At 38.7% G+C, this 18,165-nt stretch carries 14 protein-coding genes and 5 tRNA genes; 2 read left to right on the top strand and 17 right to left on the bottom strand.

Annotated features, from left to right (window positions below):
* Positions 1 to 4: 4 nt before the first annotated feature.
* From rimM to ffh, 3 genes are all read right to left on the bottom strand, one after another.
* Positions 5 to 550 (bottom strand): ribosome maturation factor RimM, encoded by a 546-nt coding sequence (gene rimM, locus D7029_RS04890; RefSeq protein WP_194952585.1) that lies wholly within the window; start codon positions 548 to 550, stop codon positions 5 to 7.
* Between the two features lie 18 nt (positions 551 to 568).
* Positions 569 to 817, bottom strand: coding sequence for a 30S ribosomal protein S16 (gene rpsP / locus D7029_RS04885; RefSeq protein ID WP_004244772.1), 249 nt, complete (start codon positions 815 to 817; stop codon positions 569 to 571).
* A gap of 137 nt (positions 818 to 954) precedes the next feature.
* A complete protein-coding gene (gene ffh / locus D7029_RS04880) occupies positions 955 to 2,316 on the bottom strand; it encodes a signal recognition particle protein (protein ID WP_023580979.1) in 1,362 nt (453 codons plus the stop codon).
* A gap of 173 nt (positions 2,317 to 2,489) precedes the next feature.
* Between ffh and D7029_RS04875 the strand changes: the two genes are divergently transcribed.
* Positions 2,490 to 3,290 carry a cytochrome C assembly family protein gene (locus D7029_RS04875; RefSeq protein WP_088493486.1) on the top strand — a complete coding sequence of 267 codons (801 nt, stop codon included), beginning with the start codon at positions 2,490 to 2,492 and terminating at the stop codon, positions 3,288 to 3,290.
* Between the two features lie 34 nt (positions 3,291 to 3,324).
* Entirely contained in the window at positions 3,325 to 4,599 is a 1,275-nt protein-coding gene (locus tag D7029_RS04870; protein WP_088493487.1) for an HlyC/CorC family transporter, read from the top strand.
* 44 nt (positions 4,600 to 4,643) lie between these two features.
* Here D7029_RS04870 and D7029_RS04865 read toward each other — a convergent pair whose 3' ends face one another.
* The 14 genes from D7029_RS04865 to aas all read right to left on the bottom strand — a co-directional run bounded on the left by D7029_RS04865 (position 4,644) and on the right by aas (position 18,124).
* Positions 4,644 to 5,393 (bottom strand): hypothetical protein, encoded by a 750-nt coding sequence (locus D7029_RS04865; protein WP_194952009.1) that lies wholly within the window; start codon positions 5,391 to 5,393, stop codon positions 4,644 to 4,646.
* 192 nt (positions 5,394 to 5,585) lie between these two features.
* Positions 5,586 to 6,101: an S-ribosylhomocysteine lyase gene (gene luxS / locus D7029_RS04860; RefSeq protein ID WP_006534759.1), complete on the bottom strand. Its 516-nt coding sequence runs from the start codon at positions 6,099 to 6,101 to the stop codon at positions 5,586 to 5,588.
* 162 nt (positions 6,102 to 6,263) lie between these two features.
* Positions 6,264 to 7,844 (bottom strand): glutamate--cysteine ligase, encoded by a 1,581-nt coding sequence (gshA, locus tag D7029_RS04855; RefSeq protein WP_194952008.1) that lies wholly within the window; start codon positions 7,842 to 7,844, stop codon positions 6,264 to 6,266.
* A gap of 184 nt (positions 7,845 to 8,028) precedes the next feature.
* Positions 8,029 to 8,105 (bottom strand) — tRNA-Arg (locus tag D7029_RS04850).
* A gap of 55 nt (positions 8,106 to 8,160) precedes the next feature.
* A tRNA-Arg gene (locus D7029_RS04845) sits at positions 8,161 to 8,237 on the bottom strand.
* A gap of 55 nt (positions 8,238 to 8,292) precedes the next feature.
* Positions 8,293 to 8,369, bottom strand: a tRNA-Arg gene (locus tag D7029_RS04840).
* Between the two features lie 89 nt (positions 8,370 to 8,458).
* Positions 8,459 to 8,535 (bottom strand) — tRNA-Arg (locus D7029_RS04835).
* A 9-nt stretch (positions 8,536 to 8,544) separates the two neighbouring features.
* A tRNA-Ser gene (locus D7029_RS04830) sits at positions 8,545 to 8,637 on the bottom strand.
* A 465-nt stretch (positions 8,638 to 9,102) separates the two neighbouring features.
* Complete coding sequence (csrA, locus tag D7029_RS04825; protein WP_004244778.1) at positions 9,103 to 9,291, bottom strand: carbon storage regulator CsrA; 189 nt, start codon at positions 9,289 to 9,291, stop codon at positions 9,103 to 9,105.
* A gap of 221 nt (positions 9,292 to 9,512) precedes the next feature.
* On the bottom strand, positions 9,513 to 12,140 hold the full coding sequence (gene alaS, locus D7029_RS04820) for an alanine--tRNA ligase (protein ID WP_194952007.1): 2,628 nt from the start codon (positions 12,138 to 12,140) through the stop codon (positions 9,513 to 9,515).
* Positions 12,141 to 13,044: 904 nt separating this feature from the next.
* Positions 13,045 to 14,115: a recombinase RecA gene (gene recA / locus D7029_RS04815; protein ID WP_194952006.1), complete on the bottom strand. Its 1,071-nt coding sequence runs from the start codon at positions 14,113 to 14,115 to the stop codon at positions 13,045 to 13,047.
* 107 nt (positions 14,116 to 14,222) lie between these two features.
* A complete protein-coding gene (gene pncC, locus D7029_RS04810) occupies positions 14,223 to 14,729 on the bottom strand; it encodes a nicotinamide-nucleotide amidase (protein WP_194952005.1) in 507 nt (168 codons plus the stop codon).
* A gap of 36 nt (positions 14,730 to 14,765) precedes the next feature.
* Positions 14,766 to 15,965, bottom strand: a complete 1,200-nt coding sequence (gene lplT / locus D7029_RS04805; RefSeq protein ID WP_194952004.1) for a lysophospholipid transporter LplT — start codon at positions 15,963 to 15,965, stop codon at positions 14,766 to 14,768.
* Positions 15,965 to 18,124, bottom strand: a complete 2,160-nt coding sequence (gene aas / locus D7029_RS04800) for a bifunctional acyl-ACP--phospholipid O-acyltransferase/long-chain-fatty-acid--ACP ligase (RefSeq protein ID WP_194952003.1) — start codon at positions 18,122 to 18,124, stop codon at positions 15,965 to 15,967. Before aas ends, lplT begins: the two co-directional genes overlap by 1 nt.
* Positions 18,125 to 18,165 lie beyond the last annotated feature (41 nt).

Below are 18,165 nucleotides of genomic sequence, written 5' to 3'. Positions count from 1 at the left end.
TAATCTAAAAACCAGGATCCCAATCAACGATAATTTTTTTCGCTGAGAGATCGACTTTCTTGATAACCTGCCCATCAAGAAACGGAACTAACCGTTCCCCGATACCGAACGCATCTTTCAGATTCGCTTTAATCACCATGACATCATTTGAGCCCGTTTCCATCATGTCTGTAACGACACCCAGATCGTAGCCTTTATCCGTTTCTACATGGCAACCCATCAGGTCTTTCCAGTAATATTCACCTTCAAGTTCTGGAAGTTGCGAAGCATTCACAGTAATTTCAAAATTAGTCAGGAAATTGGCCGCATCTCTGTCATCAATACCTTTTAGCTTGACGATAATATCTTGGTTGTGATGTTTCCAACTTTCAATTTCAATGGTTTCCCACTGTCCATGACGCTGAATAAACCACGGTTGATATTCAAAAATGTTTTCGGCGTGTTCGGTGGAGGAAAAAACTCTGAGCCAACCACGGATCCCGTAAGGTGAGCCCAACTTACCCATAACAATAGGTTCTACAGGCTCTTTTAAGGTTTTTTGTTCGCTCATTGTTACCACCGCGACAGATTAAGCGCTTTTCTTCGCTGATTTGATCAGGCCAGCAACACGTTCTGAAACTGTTGCGCCTTGAGCAACCCAGTGTTCAACACGGTCTACGTCTAAACGTAATTCTTCTGCATTACCGGTTGCCAGTGGGTTATAAAAGCCTACACGCTCAATGAAACGACCATCACGCGCATTGCGGCTATCGGTTACTACTACTTGGTAAAACGGACGCTTTTTTGCGCCGCCACGAGCTAAACGAATTGTTACCATAACATCCTCATTAGTTAATAAAACAACCAGACGCCATCGAGGAACGGAGTCCGGTTGTCATATAAAAAGCCCGAAAAGTTTACTCACTTTGGCGAAAAAAGCAATCCAAAGCACGTTTTTTTTCAGGCTTTTTGATTTTATCGGCCTGGGAATCCAGGTGGCATCATACCTTTCATGCTACGCATCATCTTAGCCATGCCACCTTTTTTCATTTTTTTCATCATACGTTGCATATCATCAAACTGTTTTAACAAACGGTTGACGTCTTGCACTTGTGTTCCTGAACCCGCTGCAATACGGCGTTTTCTGGAACCTTTGATGATTTCCGGTTTTTGACGTTCTTTTTTAGTCATGGAATTAATAATTGCTTCCATTTTCACTAAAATTGAATCATCCATTTGTGATTTTACTGCATCTGGCACCTGAGACATACCCGGCATTTTGCTTAACATACTCGCCATGCCGCCCATGTTCTTCATTTGCTTTAATTGATCTAAGAAATCATTTAGATCAAAGCCATCACCTTTTTTAAGTTTTGTCGCTAGCTTTTCAGCTTGAGCTCTATCAACTTTGCTTTCAATGTCTTCAATCAAAGACAGAACATCACCCATGCCTAAAATACGAGAGGCAATACGATCTGGGTGGAAAGGTTCTAAGGCTTCTGTTTTTTCCCCAACACCGAGGAATTTAATTGGCTTACCAGTGATATGGCGAATTGATAATGCCGCACCACCGCGTGCATCACCATCAACTTTGGTTAATACAACCCCTGTTAATGGCAGTGCTTCATTAAATGCTTTTGCTGTATTTGCTGCATCTTGACCCGTCATGGCGTCAACAACAAACAGGGTTTCAACTGGATTAATGGCTTTATGGAGAAGTTGGATCTCTTCCATCATGCCTTCATCTACGTGTAAACGACCGGCTGTATCCACCAGCAATACATCATAGAATTGAAGTTGTGCATGTTTTAATGCATTACTTGCAATTGTGACTGGATTTTCTTGAACAGTCGAAGGGAAGAAATCAATGCCAACCGTTTCGGCTAACGTTTCAAGCTGTTTAATCGCTGCTGGGCGATAAACGTCAGCAGAAACAACAAGAACTTTTTTCTTCTTTTTCTCTTTTAAGAATTTACCTAATTTTGCGACACTGGTCGTTTTACCGGCACCTTGTAAACCTGCCATTAACACAACAGCTGGCGGTTGTGCTGATAGATCAAGGTCAGTATTCACTTCCCCCATCGCATTGACGAGTTCATTTTGAACAATCTTCACAAACTCCTGACCCGGTGTCAGGCTTTTGTTAACTTCATGCCCTACTGCGCTCTCTTTGACGCGCGCAATAAAATCACGAACCACAGGTAAGGCAACGTCGGCTTCTAATAAAGCCATACGCACTTCACGCAGTGTCTCTTTAATGTTTTCTTCGGTCAGTCTTCCTCGACCGCTTATATTGCGCAATGTGCGCGATAGTCTGTCACTTAAATTCTCAAACATTATCTTAGCTCAGTGTTAAAGTTGGGCTTATCGGTCATGTATGCCACCGATTATATCACGATGACTCGCGGATCTCTGCATAGAGATTTAAGCTTAATGACTTCAATAGTTGGAGCCGTATGCTCCTAGCGCTATACTAGGAAGTTATTCAAACAATATATGTAAGCGAAACTATGCCCGTTATATCAATCTCTATCGTCGCTGTCTGCGCTTATTTACTCAGTCTGGTGCTGTTTTTGCCCGGTCTGTTACGAAAAGAGCAGAATGGATACCGCGGATTAGCTCTACTATTTGCGGTAATTGCACTTGTTGCACATGCCATTTCATTAAAATTTTTAATTTTCCGTCCTCACAGCGGACAAAATCTTTCACTCACCAATCTAGGTGCGATTGTTAGTCTGATGGTCTGCGTTATTATGACGATTGTGGCTTCTCGTGGCCGAGCATGGTTCTTACTGCCTATTGTTTATTGTTTCGCAATAGTCAATCTTGTTATTGCAGCACTTATGCCGGGCGAATTTGTTACACATCTTGAAAGTAGCACATCACTCTTTATTCATATTGGGCTGGCTTTATTAAGCTATGCCACACTGTTAATTGCCGCTTTATATGCGTTACAACTTAGTTGGCTCGACTATCAACTAAAAAATAAGAAACTAAAATTCTCACCTCAAATGCCACCATTAATGTCAATTGAGCGTAAAATGTTTCATATCACACAAGTGGGTGTGGTATTACTGACACTGACCTTATGTACAGGTTTGGTGTATATGGATAATATTTTTGGTAAAGAAAATATCCATAAATCTATTTTCTCTATCATTGCTTGGTTTGTTTACATCATTTTATTATGGGGACATTTTCGAGAAGGATGGAGAGGAAAGAAAGTCATTATCTTTAATTTGATTGGCGCTATTATTTTAACATTAGCTTTTTTTGGTAATCGTTTATTACAAGAGTTAGTGCTTAATTAATTTTCTATTTTAGGGTAGCAAAAGGATCTCAATTTTGGAGCATGTGTCAACAACTACGCTCATTATCATACTTGTATGTATGATTATTGCCTCAGCTTATTTTTCTGGGACTGAAACCAGTATGATGACGATTAATCGCTATCGTCTTCGTCATGCTGCAAAACAAGGAAATCGCTCTGCAAAACGTGTAGAAAAATTATTACAACGTCCTGACAGATTGATTAGTTTAGTATTGATTGGCAATAATCTGATTAATATTGTTGCATCTGCACTAGCTACCATTGTTGGTATGCGTTTATACGGTGATGCAGGTGTAGCAATAGCCACTGGTGTGCTGACCTTTATTATCCTTATTTTTGCTGAAGTGCTTCCAAAATCAATTGCGGCACTTTATCCAGAGCACGTTGCTTATCCAAGTAGTGTTATTCTCTCTCCTTTGCAAAAATTGATGCTGCCTATTGTTTGGTTTTTTAATAAAATCACATTAATACTGATGCGTATTTTTGGTATTAAGTCCCCAGTAATACAGGGAAATGCGGTATCAAAAGAAGAGTTAAGAACTATCGTTAATGAATCTAAATCAAAGCTTTCACAAAGAAATCAGAATATGTTGCTGTCGATTTTGGATTTAGAAAAAGTAACAATTGGCGATATTATGGTGCCAAGAAATGAGATTTTTGGTATCGATGTCAATGACGAATGGAAATCTATCGTAAGACAGTTAACTCATTCTCCTCACGGTCGAATTGTGCTTTATCGTGATACGCTTGACGATGCAATTGGCATGTTACGTGTACGAGAAGCTTATCGCTTAATGACTGAGAAAAAAGAGTTTACCAAACAAATTCTGATGAAAGCTGCCGATAAAATCTACTTTATCCCAGAAAGCACACCGTTAAACCTACAACTCGTCAACTTCCAACGTAATAACGAAAAAGCAGGTGTTGTGGTTGATGAATATGGTGAAATTCAAGGTTTAGTAACCGTTGAAGATATTCTTGAAGAGATCGTAGGTGACTTTACTACCTCGATGTCCCCTTCTTTAGCAGAAGAAGTTATTCCTCAAAAAGATGGTTCATTATTAGTTGATGGCACAACAAATATTCGAGATATCAATAAAGCTTTTGGCTGGCATTTACCTGAAGATGAAGCTCGAACAATCAATGGTGTCATTATTGAAGAGCTAGGTGATTTACCTGTTGTCGGTAATAAAATAAAAGTGAGTGACTACGAATTTGAAATCCTTGAAGTTCAGGATAACGTCATCAAAAAGGCGTTAATTCGCCACCTTTCAATCCCACATCATTAGTGAATATAAAATAAGCGCCCTCTAAGGCGCTTATTTTTTGCAGTTTACCCTAGTTCAAACCGTAATTTGCTATTACGAAAATCAAACTCTCTGGCTGGTTTCATATAGAAAGGTTCTATTGCTTGCTCTTGTATTAGTTTTGTAGGCTTTAATTGTTGATAATCAGAATAGAAACCATGATTTTTGACCCACATAACTAAGTTTAATGCAGGCTGATAAGAATAATCAGCGCCATACTCTTCACGCCTACAAATAAAACATGCCGTCTCTCCTTTATTCAAAGTAAGAGAAAGGGACTTGCGCGGAAAATTAGTAATAAGCGCCCCCTCATCGTTTATCGCTTCAATATTAAAATGATGAGGTGCTAAGCTACGAATATTTTCATATTTTAGCTGCGAATTCTCGCCGCTATAACTGTTTGTTTTAATTTCATCTTGTTGAAAATACCAACGATATTGCTCTTCATCTTTTTCTTTATAAAGATAATCACCACATATTTTCATTATGGTGTTTGTTTGTGGTTTAGTGATCTTAGCAAATAATTCAGGATTGAGTTCTGACGAGAGCAGTAACGAATCAGGCTTGATAATAAGCTCTGGTTCGCACTGAGTGCGTTTAACATACTTTTTGTGAACTCGTTCTAAGTAACGATATTCAAGTGCTTTAGAACGCCCCTGATAGAAAAAGGCATCTTTAGGAAATTGAGTTCGTAATGTGCCTTTACCTACAAAATAAAATTCTCGAACAAAAAACTCTAACACTAATTTAGGTGATGAGAATTTGTGATTTTCCATAACAGAAGTGTACTCCGTGTATTAAGCATAAATTTAATCCATTACTGTGCTAACAATATAAGAAGATAAGAAAATAAAACAATGGAGTAGAGAAAAGAAAAATAATGAGGAGATAAAAACAAAAAAGAGACAATAAATCAGAGTGCGAATTTCCTGATCTATTATCCCCTAACGTCATAAATTAGCTATCGCTTAGATATGCAGCTCTTTTAAAGTCTCTTCAGGCAGGGCTAATTCATCGTTATGATTAATGCCAATGCTATGAGATAAAATATCGCGTGCAATATCTTGAGCTTCTGTCAGTGAATGCATTTCATAGGTACCACATTGGTACACGTTCAGCTCTGGGATATGGTTTTGATCTTTTACTTTCAAAACATCTTCCATTGCTGCTTTCCAGGCATTAGCTACACGTTGCTCTTCAGGTTGTCCAATTAAGCTCATGTAGAAGCCTGTACGGCATCCCATTGGAGAAATATCGATTATCTCAACACCATTACCATTAAGATGGTTACGCATAAATCCAGCGAACAGATGTTCTAATGTATGAATTCCTTTCTCAGGCATGGCTTTTTTATTTGGCACAGTAAAACGTAAATCAAATACCGTGATGGTATCACCTGATGGCGTTTTCATTGTTTTAGCAACGCGTACAGCAGGTGCTGACATACGTGTATGGTCAACAGTAAAGCTATCCAATAAAGGCATAAAAAACCTCCTAAGAAAAATTTAAATATTTTTAAGAAAAAATGAAACTTTCTACGAGTAGCACGGTCTTAGTAATGAATACGCGCAAATTGTTATCATCCCTATTTCTCTATAGAATTTTTTAGCCACACAAATCTTAGTGTGGCTTTTTTCTATCTAAGTTTAGGAAGCCACGTTATCGGTGTTTGTCCCCGCATGGATCTTCAAATACTCATCAAAAGAAATGGTATCACTCTTTTCTAACTCTTCTTGACGTTTTATGGATGAAATTCTCTCATGATCAAAAGCTTCATCAGTTAACGTTTCATAAGGTGTTTTAATTAATTCTTGGTAATATTCTTCAGCTAAAGATAAACCGAAACCACCAATACCTTGTGTTTTAATTTTGTCTAAAAGTCTGCCAGAGAAGGTTAATTCAGGATTATCGAACATTTCCTCTAAATTAACGCAAACTTCCATATATTTAGTGCCTGAACAGCAATCAAGAACATTAGCAACACGTTCTAAATCAGCAAATAAGGCTTTACCAACTTGCGCTAGTGGCTCTTTTCTTTCGCCACAACCCATTCCAATAACTTGACCTGGCTTACGCCCTTCTAGAATAACGTTATTCCAATTTGAACGGCAGCACGCTAATTCAGAGGCACTCATCTCTGGGGCATCCGCTAATACACACCAGATCAGGAATAAATCAAGGAAGCGAATTTGTGTTTCATCAACACCAATTGGCGTAAATGGATTGATATCAAGTGAGCGAACTTCGATATATTCAATACCACCACGTAATAACGCATCAGAAGGTGATTCATCACCTTTAACTACACGCTTAGGACGAATAGGTGCATAGAGTTCATTTTCAATCTGCAACACATTGGTGTTTAACTGAATATACTCACCGTCTTTCTTAACACCTAATTTAGCAAACTCTTCAGAAGGCTTATGAATCGCTTTTTTCAGCCCTTTGACATACGTTTCAAGATGATTAAAGGTGATATCTAAATCGCTTTGAGATTTATTGGTATACCCTAAATCACTTAAACGTAATGAAGTTGCATAAGGTAAATACTTCGCCCCTTTAGGCGTGCTTTCAAATGGTAAGTTTGTTTCTCTTCCTTTTAAGAAAGATCCACAAATTGCCGGTGATGCACCAAAGAAGAATGGAATGATCCAGCCAAAGCGATAGTAGTTACGAATAAGACGTAAGTAACCGTCAGAAATCGCCTCTTTCCCACTCTCTTCGTCTTTTACATTTGCCCATGCTTGCCAAAACTCGATAGGCAGTGAGAAGTTGTAATGCACACCTGAAATAGTTTGCATTAACGCGCCATAACGATTTTTAAGCCCTTCACGGTAGAGTGTTTTAAAACGCCCAACATTAGAGGTGCCAAATTGAGCCAGCGTAATCTTATCTTCTGCTTCAATAAAGCAAGGCATACTCATAGGCCACATACGTTCATTATCTAAGTGACGTGCTGTGTAGCGATGTAAATCACCTAAAAAATGCAAGGTATGTGCAATGCTATCATCAACAGGTGTAATAAACTCTAATAGAGACTCAGCAAAATCAGTCGTGATCCATTTATGAGTTAATGATTTACCTAATGAAATAGGATGCTCTGTTGATGCTAAATTGCCTTCTGGCGTAACTCTTAAGGTTTCACGCTCTATACCACGGTGGATTCCACATAAAACTTTAGGGTGTGCTTCCAACCAAGAAAGCGCTTTTGATACGTCCGGGATCAAAGGTGACCTCCCGCGTTGATTGATGTTAGTAAATAGATAGGAGTTACTTTATCGCAAAGTCACTAAATTGTCGCTGATTAGATGATGTTAGCATTGTTAGTTGATGCTAAACAAAGACGTTATATGATGAGAAATAAGAGAATGCAGAAAAGCAAAAAGCCCCGCAATAGCGAGGCTTTGAAGATGGTGCATCCTGGAGGATTCGAACCTCCGACCGCTCGGTTCGTAGCCGAGTACTCTATCCAGCTGAGCTAAGGATGCGTCGTCGTTATTTTTCTAGCTGCTCATATTGCAATTGGCAATCTGAGTAATGAGATGGTGCATCCTGGAGGATTCGAACCTCCGACCGCTCGGTTCGTAGCCGAGTACTCTATCCAGCTGAGCTAAGGATGCGTCGTCGTTATTTTTCTAGCTGCTCATATTGCAATTGGCAATCTGAGTAATGAGATGGTGCATCCTGGAGGATTCGAACCTCCGACCGCTCGGTTCGTAGCCGAGTACTCTATCCAGCTGAGCTAAGGATGCGCCGTTTTAATACTTTACGCTTTTAATGCAAATTATTCACCATTTGCACCAAAATAAAAACCCCATACATTAATCATGGGGTTGGAATATGGTGCATCCTGGAGGATTCGAACCTCCGACCGCTCGGTTCGTAGCCGAGTACTCTATCCAGCTGAGCTAAGGATGCAAATCTAAATGGCGGTGAGAGAGGGATTCGAACCCTCGATGCAGCTTTTGACCGCATACTCCCTTAGCAGGGGAGCGCCTTCAGCCTCTCGGCCATCTCACCATATTTAGAACCACTCGAAGAAGTTCTTACTGAACATCTCGTCTCTGTGTGGCGCACATATTACTTTCTCAGCCTAAGAAGTCAAACAATTTTTCTCAACTTTTTACGAATATACGTTTGTTTGAACACTTCACAAACAAACTGATGCGTTTATCATCAAGATTGGCTAAAAAAGTTCTAAACACAATGATATCGCTGATGAAAAATCATTCAAGTATTTTATTCTCTTAGTAAATAAATTTATTCATACAGCAAATAATTGTGAAGCGAATGATTAGAGGTAAAAAGACTTTCAATTCTGTCAATCAGAATAAACGGATAGTGTAATAATAAATACAGCTCAAGGAGAGCAAAGATAGGAACAAAGAAGGGAATCAAAAGTCTTATAAAGAGAAAAGCGCCCAAACCCGGCAAAAGTGTGGACGCTTACGAATGAATTGTAACTAACTAAAAATAGGAATTAGTTTAGTAGTTATCAGTAGGCTGAGTTTTCTCGGCCTGAATTCGTTGATAGATCTCTTCACGATGGACAGATACTTCTTTGGGTGCGTTTACGCCAATCCGTACCTGATTACCTTTAACCCCTAAAACGGTTACGGTCACGTCATCGCCTATCATAAGCGTTTCACCAACTCGACGAGTTAGAATAAGCATTCTTTGCTCCTTGAAAATTTACAAGAGTCGGGTCTCTAGAATTTCCCGGCCATTATCCATCATACATTGTCAATTCGTATAATCATTATTTATCACAAGTAACTCATACTTCATAACAAAATATAAATTTAGTGATTGATTATTTAACGGATTACCAATATCTCTATAAGGCGTTATCCCTATACAAACAGGGATAGCGCCTTTTTTCAGGTTGCTATCGCTTACAGATGCGATTCAACCCACTCGTCAACACTTGCCAAAGCTGCTGGTAAGGCTTCAACGTCAGTACCACCAGCTTGAGCCATATCAGGGCGACCGCCACCTTTACCGCCAATTTGCTGTGCTACAAAACTAATTAGCTCACCAGCTTTAACTTTAGCAGTTAAATCTTTAGTGACCCCAACAATTAAGCTCACTTTACCATCAGAAATAGTAGAAAGCACAATAATTGCAGAACCTAATTGATTTTTTAAATCATCAACCATTGTTCTTAACATTTTTGGCTCAACACCATTAAGCTCACGAACTAAAAGTTTGATACCTTTCACGTTTTTAGCTTGACCACCTAAAGAGGAACTCTCTTGAGCAGCTTGCTGATCTTTTAGTTGTTGAAGTTCTTTTTCTAATAAACGATGTTTTTCTTGGACTGTTTTGATTCTTTCGACCAAGTTTGTACCATCGCTTTTTAGAACTTGTGCAACAAGAGAGATAAGATCTGATTGTTCATGAATACTCTCAATTGCTGCAATACCAGTAATCGCCTCAATACGACGAATACCAGCTGCCGTACCTGACTCACTGACAATGCGGAATAAACCAATATCACCCGTTCTAGAAGCGTGAGTACCGCCGCAAAGCTCAGTAGAGAAGTCACCCATGGTTAAAACACGAACTCGTTCGTCGTATTTTTCACCAAAGAGTGCCATCGCACCTTTTTCTTTTGCATCTTCAAGATCCATTAACTCAGTGACAACTGGTGAGTTAAGACGGATTTGCGCATTTACAATATCTTCAATTTGTCGTAATTGTTCTGGTTTAACCGCTTCAAAATGAGAAAAGTCAAAACGCAGATACTTATCGTTAACTAAAGAACCTTTTTGAGTAACATGCGTACCCAGAACTTGGCGCAATGCTGCGTGCAATAAGTGTGTAGCAGAGTGATTTAAACGAATAGCATCACGACGAGCAATATCGATTGTGGCATTGATTTTATGGTTAACAATAAATGACCCTATGTTAACTTTACCAATATGACCAATAGCTTTACCGTATTTTTGCGTATCTGTGACTTCAAACAGGCTATCTTTACCTGTTAGAACACCTTTATCACCAACCTGACCACCAGACTCTGCATAAAATGCGGTTTTATTTAAGAAGATAATACCTTCTTCACCTGCTTTTAATTCAGTGACTGATTGCCCGTTATGGAAAATAGCGGTAATTGTGCCCTGCTGTTCATCATGATCATAACCAGAGAACTCACTGCGGCTATCCACTTTAATTAAACTATTATAGTCAGTACCGAAACCGCTGGATTCACGAGCACGTTTACGTTGCTCTTCCATTGCGATTTCAAAGCCTTTTTCATCAACTTTGATATTTCTTTCACGACAAACATCAGCGGTTAAATCGATAGGGAAACCATAAGTATCATAAAGGCGGAAAGCAGTTTCACCAGGAAGAACGTCATCTGTTAATTGAGCAAGCTCTTCATCTAATAGTTGAAGACCACGTTCTAATGTACGAGCAAACTGCTCTTCTTCCGTTTTTAATACTTTTTCAACGATAGCTTGTTGACGTTTTAACTCTTCACCCGCTTCTGCCATAACTTCAATTAATGGAGCTACTAACTTATAGAAGAAGGTATCTTTTGCGCCAAGCATATAACCATGACGTACTGCACGACGAATAATACGACGCAATACATAGCCACGGCCTTCGTTAGAAGGAATAACACCGTCGCAAATAAGGAATGAACAAGAACGAATATGATCTGCAATAACGCGTAATGATTTATTACTTAAATCTGATGCATTAGTTACTTTAGCAACTGATTCAATTAACAAGCGGAATAAATCAATGTCATAGTTAGAGTTTACATGCTGTAAAACAGCTGTAATACGCTCTAATCCCATACCAGTATCTACAGAAGGCTTTGGTAATGGGTCCATTGTACCGTCTGACTTACGGTTAAATTGCATGAAGACGATGTTCCAGATCTCAATATAGCGATCGCCGTCTTCTTCTGGTGATCCTGGAGGTCCGCCCCAAATGTGGTCACCATGATCATAAAATATTTCTGTACAAGGTCCACAAGGGCCTGTATCCCCCATTTGCCAGAAGTTATCTGATGCAAATGGTGCGCCTTTGTTATCACCAATACGGATGATTCTTTCTGCTGGAATACCAATTTCTTTATTCCAAATATCATAAGCTTCATCATCTGTGGCATATACTGTTACCCAAAGTCTTTCTTTAGGTAAGTTGAACCACTCTTTGCTTGTTAATAATTCCCAAGCAAAATTGATTGCATCATGTTTGAAATAGTCACCAAAACTGAAATTACCTAGCATTTCAAAAAAGGTATGGTGACGAGCGGTATAACCCACATTTTCTAAATCGTTATGTTTACCACCAGCGCGCACACAGCGTTGCGCGGTTGTCGCTCGGGAATAAGGTCTATTATCCAATCCAAGAAATACATCTTTGAATTGGTTCATCCCTGCGTTTGTAAACAGCAATGTTGGATCGTTATTTGGAACCAAAGAACTGCTAGGTACTATTTGATGTCCTTTAGTATGAAAAAAGTCGAGAAACGCCTGACGGATCTCAGCGGTGCTTTTGCTCATAATTATCCCGAAATCAAGCTGGAAAAACAGAAATTAGAAATCTAGTTAGAGGAGGTTTATTGTTACCTCTACTTAGCCAACGAATACATAAGTAGGGATAAGATAGAATTTCTTCTGTCAGAAGTAAAACCCCCGATAAACTTATTCGTGTTGACATTGTAAATCGTCTAGTTTTTTTCTGAAAGTGGGATTGTTATCTGAGAATGGGACTTTTCTCTATTTAAGAGCAATTATCTTGGAAAATGTTAACAACTGAAAGTATTTTCATTTTGTAATTATTAAAAAGTATTTGTTATTACTGATCTTTTATGGAATTACTCTCTATACGTTTCTTTTCTACAAATAATCTCTTTTTCTCATGGCAATTAGTTATAAACACATAAGCACCATTACTTAAATAAGATATTAAGAGCACGATAACTTACTAAAATAAAAGCGCTTATCAGTATAAAATTCACCTTACATCTCAACAAACCTTTAAATACAATTTAAATTAGATCCAAATATCTTGAAGATATTTATCTTTATATGTCAATTATTTACTATCTGGTGCAACCAGATTATCGTAATGATTCTTATTTAGATTAATTATTAATAAGAATATATCACCAAAATTTCACTATATAAAATTTCATACAACTACAAAAAATAGATTAGTAAAAAATATCGTTATATTAAATAAAGTAGTGTTAAAGGCTATTTTTCATAGGAAGAAAACAAAATAAGACTAATTTGAACCCTATTTTGAATAAAAAATACGACATATAGCAAAAAGGAAGCCTTTTTAGAGCTTCCTTTTTTAAGTGAGTTAAATCACATTAATTGACTAGTGTCTTACAACTACGATAATCGTAATATGTTTCAATACGCATTCAATTTAGCAATTTAGGCATTGGCAAAAGAATTATTCTTCTGTTTCTTCAATATCTGCCGCATCATCGCTATCGTTAGTAAAATCAGCTGCGCTAGTAAATTCGCCAGCATGATTTAATAACATTTCACGTAATTTAGTATTTAACTCATCGTACATTTCAGGGTGTTCTTTTAGGTAAGTTGTTGCATTGGCTTTACCTTGACCAATTTTCTCACCATTGTAGCTGTACCATGCACCCGCTTTCTCTACCAATTTATGTTTAACACCTAAATCGATCAGTTCGCCAAAGGTGTTGATACCTTCGCCATACATAATTTGGAATTCAGCTTGTTTAAATGGTGCTGCAATTTTATTTTTCACCACTTTAACGCGAGTTTCACTACCAACAACTTCATCACCGTTTTTAACAGAACCGATACGACGAATATCTAAACGAACAGATGCGTAGAATTTAAGTGCATTACCGCCTGTTGTGGTTTCTGGGTTACCAAACATAACACCAATTTTCATACGAATTTGGTTGATGAAAATAAGCAATGTGTTGGAGTTTTTCAGGTTACCCGCTAATTTACGCATAGCTTGGCTCATCATACGAGCCGCTAAACCAACGTGTGAATCACCAATTTCGCCTTCAATTTCTGCTTTTGGTGTTAAAGCGGCAACGGAGTCAACAACGATAACATCAACAGCACCAGAACGAGATAATGCATCACAAATTTCTAAGGCTTGCTCACCTGTATCAGGCTGAGAACACAGCAAGTTATCAATATCTACACCCAGTTTTTTAGCATAGATAGGATCTAAAGCGTGCTCAGCATCGATAAATGCACAAATTTTGCCTTCACGTTGAGCAGCAGCAATAACTTGCAGAGTTAACGTCGTTTTACCAGAAGATTCTGGGCCATAGATTTCAACAATACGACCGCGTGGTAAACCACCTGCGCCCAAAGCAACGTCTAATGATAAAGAACCCGTAGAGATGGTTTCAACGTTCATGGAACGATCTTCGCCCAGACGCATGATAGACCCTTTACCAAATTGCTTTTCAATTTGACCAAGTGCTGCGGCCAATGCTTTTTGTTTGTTTTCATCAATAGCCATGTTATCTCCCTCTGGGCAGTGAAGCATAAATATGGGTCACTACCATTAAAACGTATATGATTTTGCTTGTTGAAATTTATTATACTGTATAATCATACAGTATCAAGTTAATTATTAATAATTTCTTTAAGGATTGATTTTAAAGAAAAAATAACAGAACCAGCTCTTACTTGTTCTCGTGAACCAGTGAATATACAGTGTTTTGCTGTAGTTTGAATACCTGTTGGTGTTTTCATTGCAAAGCCGAACCAAACTAAACCAACAGGTTTTTCTTCACTCCCACCACCAGGGCCTGCAATACCGCTAACAGATACTGCAAAATCTGCATTAGCTGTTATCAGTGCCCCTTTAGCCATTTGAAGAACAACTTCTTCACTCACCGCGCCGTATTTAAGCAAAGTTTGCTCATCAACACCTATCATTTCATGCTTTGCTTCATTGCTATATGTTACAAAGCCACGATGATAATATTCAGAACTTCCTGCGATATCCGTGATAATTTTCGCAATCCATCCGCCAGTGCAAGATTCAGCCGTTGTTATCGTACTCTTCTTTTCAATTAACGCTTTACCCACCTCAATACTTAGGTGGGTCATTTCATCGTAATTTATCATTAAGGTTCATCTAACCTCTATTCTAAATCTCACTGTTTAAGATTTTTTTCTGGTGCAATCCCATAACCATAAACCACCAATTGCTAAGGCAAAAATAGCACCAAAGCCTATCCCAATAGCAACGACAGAGACACCTATACTCGTAACCAGTGAGAATAATCCAAGCATTAATAGCATTGCCGTATTTTCACCTAAGTTTTGTACAGCGATAGCATTGCCAGCACCCACACTGTGCTTTCCTTTGTCTTGTAATAATGCATTCAAAGGAACGACAAAGAAGCCACCAAAAACACCGATGATGATAAGGATTAGATAGGATGGAATAATTGAAGTTTGCAATGAGAAGTAAACAACACCAAGACCAATTAAAATACCGGCAGGCATACAGCGACGTACTGTTTTTAGTGTCACAAATTTAGCAGCTAATCCAGCACCGACCACGATCCCGATAGCAACCATCGCATTTAATACAGTAGGTGTTGTATTATCAGTCATACCTAAAGCAATAGGTACCCATTGAACCAGTAAGAAACGCAATGTGACTCCCGCGCCCCAAAACATGCTGGTTCCCACTAAAGAAAAGCGACTTTCTTTATCAGCCCATAAAGTACGTGTAGCTTCAAGAAACTGAATAAACATTTTTTTAATGTTCCAACCACGACCAATTTGAGCTGCTGATAATTTAGGTATACCAAAGTTAACAAATACCGCTAAGGCATACATTGCCGCGCAAACACCTAATGCAAAAACAATGTTCCAATCTGAGAGCAAACCACCAATGACTGATCCCAATAAAATAGCAGCAATGGTAGATGCTTCCATTAAGCCATTTGCTTTAACTAAACGCTCGCCATCTGTTAATTCACCCAAAATGCCATATTTAGCAGGAGAATAAACAGCTGCGCCAATGCCGACTAAGGCATAACCAAGGAAAGGGTCTGAGCCTACACAAATAAGAAATGCACCTACGAATTTTAAAAGGTTGCCACTGAGCATAACCCTACCTTTAGGATTACGATCAGCAAACTGTCCTACAAAAGGTGCTAAGAGAATAAAAGCCAGCACAAAGACCATTTGTAAAACAGGCTGGCTCCACTCTGGGTAAAGCGCCGATTTAAACTGAGCAAGGATCGCAAACAATAATGCATTGTCAGCAAAAGCAGAAAGAAATTGCGATATCAATACCGCTTTCATTCCTCTACTCATTAAAGGAGGCTGGCTAATATTCTCTGACATTAGTTATTTTCCTGTTCAGCAAGTTTTTTCAATGAGACAAAATCCGTTTTCCCACTTCCTAAAACAGGAATTTCTTTGATAAAACGAATATCCTTTGGTACAGCAATTTCAGCAACACCTTCCGATTTTGCCAATGCTGACAGCGTACTACGATCTAATTGTTTATCTGTTGTGAACAGGACTAATGATTCGCCTCTGCGTTTATCACTTATTGTCACAACAGCGTGCTCACCTTTAGATGCTTTACGTGCAAGTTGCTCAACACCCTCAAGAGAAACCATTTCACCCGCAATTTTTGCAAAGCGTTTTACACGCCCTTTAATAGTACAAAAACCTTCACTATCAATAGCAACGATATCACCAGTGTCGTACCAACCTTCTTCGTCAATACCTTCAGCATTGGTTGCGACAGGGACTTCCAATTTTTCAGGTGATTCAACGCGTAAATATCCCATCATTACGTTAGGACCACGTAGTTGTAGTCTACCGCCTTCGGCAATACCATTCATTGGAATTAAACGCCCTTCCATACCGGGTAACAAACGCCCCACTGTATGAGCTTTGGCACTCATAGGCACGTTGATTGAAACAACAGGTGCGCATTCTGTTACACCATAACCTTCTAAAATACGAATACCGAATTTCTCTTGCCATAAAACACGAGTCGATTCAGAAAGCTTTTCAGCTCCAGCAACCACATATCTGACTCTGGCAAAATCATAAGGGTGGGCAAATTTTCCGTAGTTTCCTAAAAAAGTTGATGTACCAAACAACACCGTACAGTTTTGGTCATAGACCAATTCAGGCACAACTCGATAGTGTAACGGGCTTGGATAAAGAAAAACGCGTGCCCCCAAGCAAATTGGAGTCAATAAGCAAGCGGTTAAACCAAATGCATGGAATAACGGCAATGCTGACATAAATTTGTCTTTCGGTGAAAAGTCAGCAATAGCGCGAATTTGATCAACGTTGGCCAATAAGCTTGAATGGCTGTGAACAACACCTTTAGGCGTTCCTTCAGAGCCTGATGTAAATAGAATAACAGCAGCATCAGTTGCATCTTGCGGTAACATCGCTTTATGTGGCGTAACTAGGTGTTTGAGGACCCAGCGTTTATCTTCACTGGTAACAGTATCTTTTAGATCCTCAAGATAAATCCAATTCGCTTCTGGGGTTTGCTCAGGAATATGTAATAAATTCCCTTTTTCTAAAAATTGACGTGATGTAAAAATGGTTTTGATTGATGCGGCTTTCATCGCATTTTGTACACCTAAACTACCCGCCGTATAGTTAAGCATTGCCACAACACGTTGACGCATTGTTGCACCTAATAGTGCAGCCGCAGTGACGGTTGTATTTGGAAGCAGTAAACCGATACGCTCTTTGGGCTCTGTATAGCGCTCAATTAATCGGCTGATCCCTAACGTTTTTTTCAGTAACCCTTGATAAGAATCTTCTTTTAGATTGATATCAGAAATTAGCGGACTAAATCGACCATATTGAGACATTGCCTGTAAAAATGCTTCATACAGCGTGATATTAGGGCGCGTTTGCATGATGGCTTCCATCATTATGTCACGCATGGCTTCACCCGCTAATCGGCGACGTTCAGAAGACTTTTCAGCTTTTGGCATCGGTAAATCAACAGCAGGAAGTACCTTGATGGTGATTTTAGGAAAGAATTGAGATTTTACTCGTAAGCTTTTACGTACTCGTGAAAAATAGCTGAATTCAGCTCCTTCAATTCTAACAGGAACAACTTTAGCGCCTGATTTTGCGGCAATAAAAGCAGCACCTTCATAAATTTTCATCAAACCATTTGTTACTGTGATCCTTCCTTCTGGGAAAATCACAACAGGACGACCTTTATCTACTTCTTTAACTAACTGACGAACAGCCATTGGGTTGGCGGGATCTAAAGGTACGATATCGGCATAACGACCTAACCATCTTGTCGTTTTTGCAGAAGCAACAGAGGTATAAACAGCAAACACAGGATTAATAGGCAGGAATAAACGTAATAATATACCGTCAATAAAAGAAGTATGATTTGGTGTAATTATACATTTTTCATATTGTGAAAACTGATTAACAAGTCCTTCAATTCTTATTCTAAATAAGAATTTAAATAGTGTTTTAAAAAACGCTATCAACATCATATCCATATCTCATTTTGCTATAATTAGCCTTACTATAAATA

The sequence above is a fragment of the Proteus vulgaris genome, assembly GCF_016647575.1.
GTDB lineage: Bacteria > Pseudomonadota > Gammaproteobacteria > Enterobacterales > Enterobacteriaceae > Proteus > Proteus mirabilis_B.
This window is presented reverse-complemented; position numbering and strand designations above follow the sequence as displayed.

Bases quoted from the DNA above. Each gene is read 5' to 3' on its own strand.
- rimM (WP_194952585.1), bottom strand. From the start codon at position 550: ATGAGCGAACAAAAAACCTTAAAAGAGCCTGTAGAACCTATTGTTATG.
- rpsP (WP_004244772.1), bottom strand. From the start codon at position 817: ATGGTAACAATTCGTTTAGCTCGTGGCGGCGCAAAAAAGCGTCCGTTT.
- ffh (WP_023580979.1), bottom strand. From the start codon at position 2,316: ATGTTTGAGAATTTAAGTGACAGACTATCGCGCACATTGCGCAATATA.
- D7029_RS04875 (WP_088493486.1), top strand. From the start codon at position 2,490: ATGCCCGTTATATCAATCTCTATCGTCGCTGTCTGCGCTTATTTACTC.
- D7029_RS04865 (WP_194952009.1), bottom strand. From the start codon at position 5,393: ATGGAAAATCACAAATTCTCATCACCTAAATTAGTGTTAGAGTTTTTT.
- luxS (WP_006534759.1), bottom strand. From the start codon at position 6,101: ATGCCTTTATTGGATAGCTTTACTGTTGACCATACACGTATGTCAGCA.
- csrA (WP_004244778.1), bottom strand. From the start codon at position 9,291: ATGCTTATTCTAACTCGTCGAGTTGGTGAAACGCTTATGATAGGCGAT.
- alaS (WP_194952007.1), bottom strand. From the start codon at position 12,140: ATGAGCAAAAGCACCGCTGAGATCCGTCAGGCGTTTCTCGACTTTTTT.
- recA (WP_194952006.1), bottom strand. From the start codon at position 14,115: ATGGCTATTGATGAAAACAAACAAAAAGCATTGGCCGCAGCACTTGGT.
- pncC (WP_194952005.1), bottom strand. From the start codon at position 14,729: ATGATAAATTACGATGAAATGACCCACCTAAGTATTGAGGTGGGTAAA.
- lplT (WP_194952004.1), bottom strand. From the start codon at position 15,965: ATGTCAGAGAATATTAGCCAGCCTCCTTTAATGAGTAGAGGAATGAAA.
- aas (WP_194952003.1), bottom strand. From the start codon at position 18,124: ATGATGTTGATAGCGTTTTTTAAAACACTATTTAAATTCTTATTTAGA.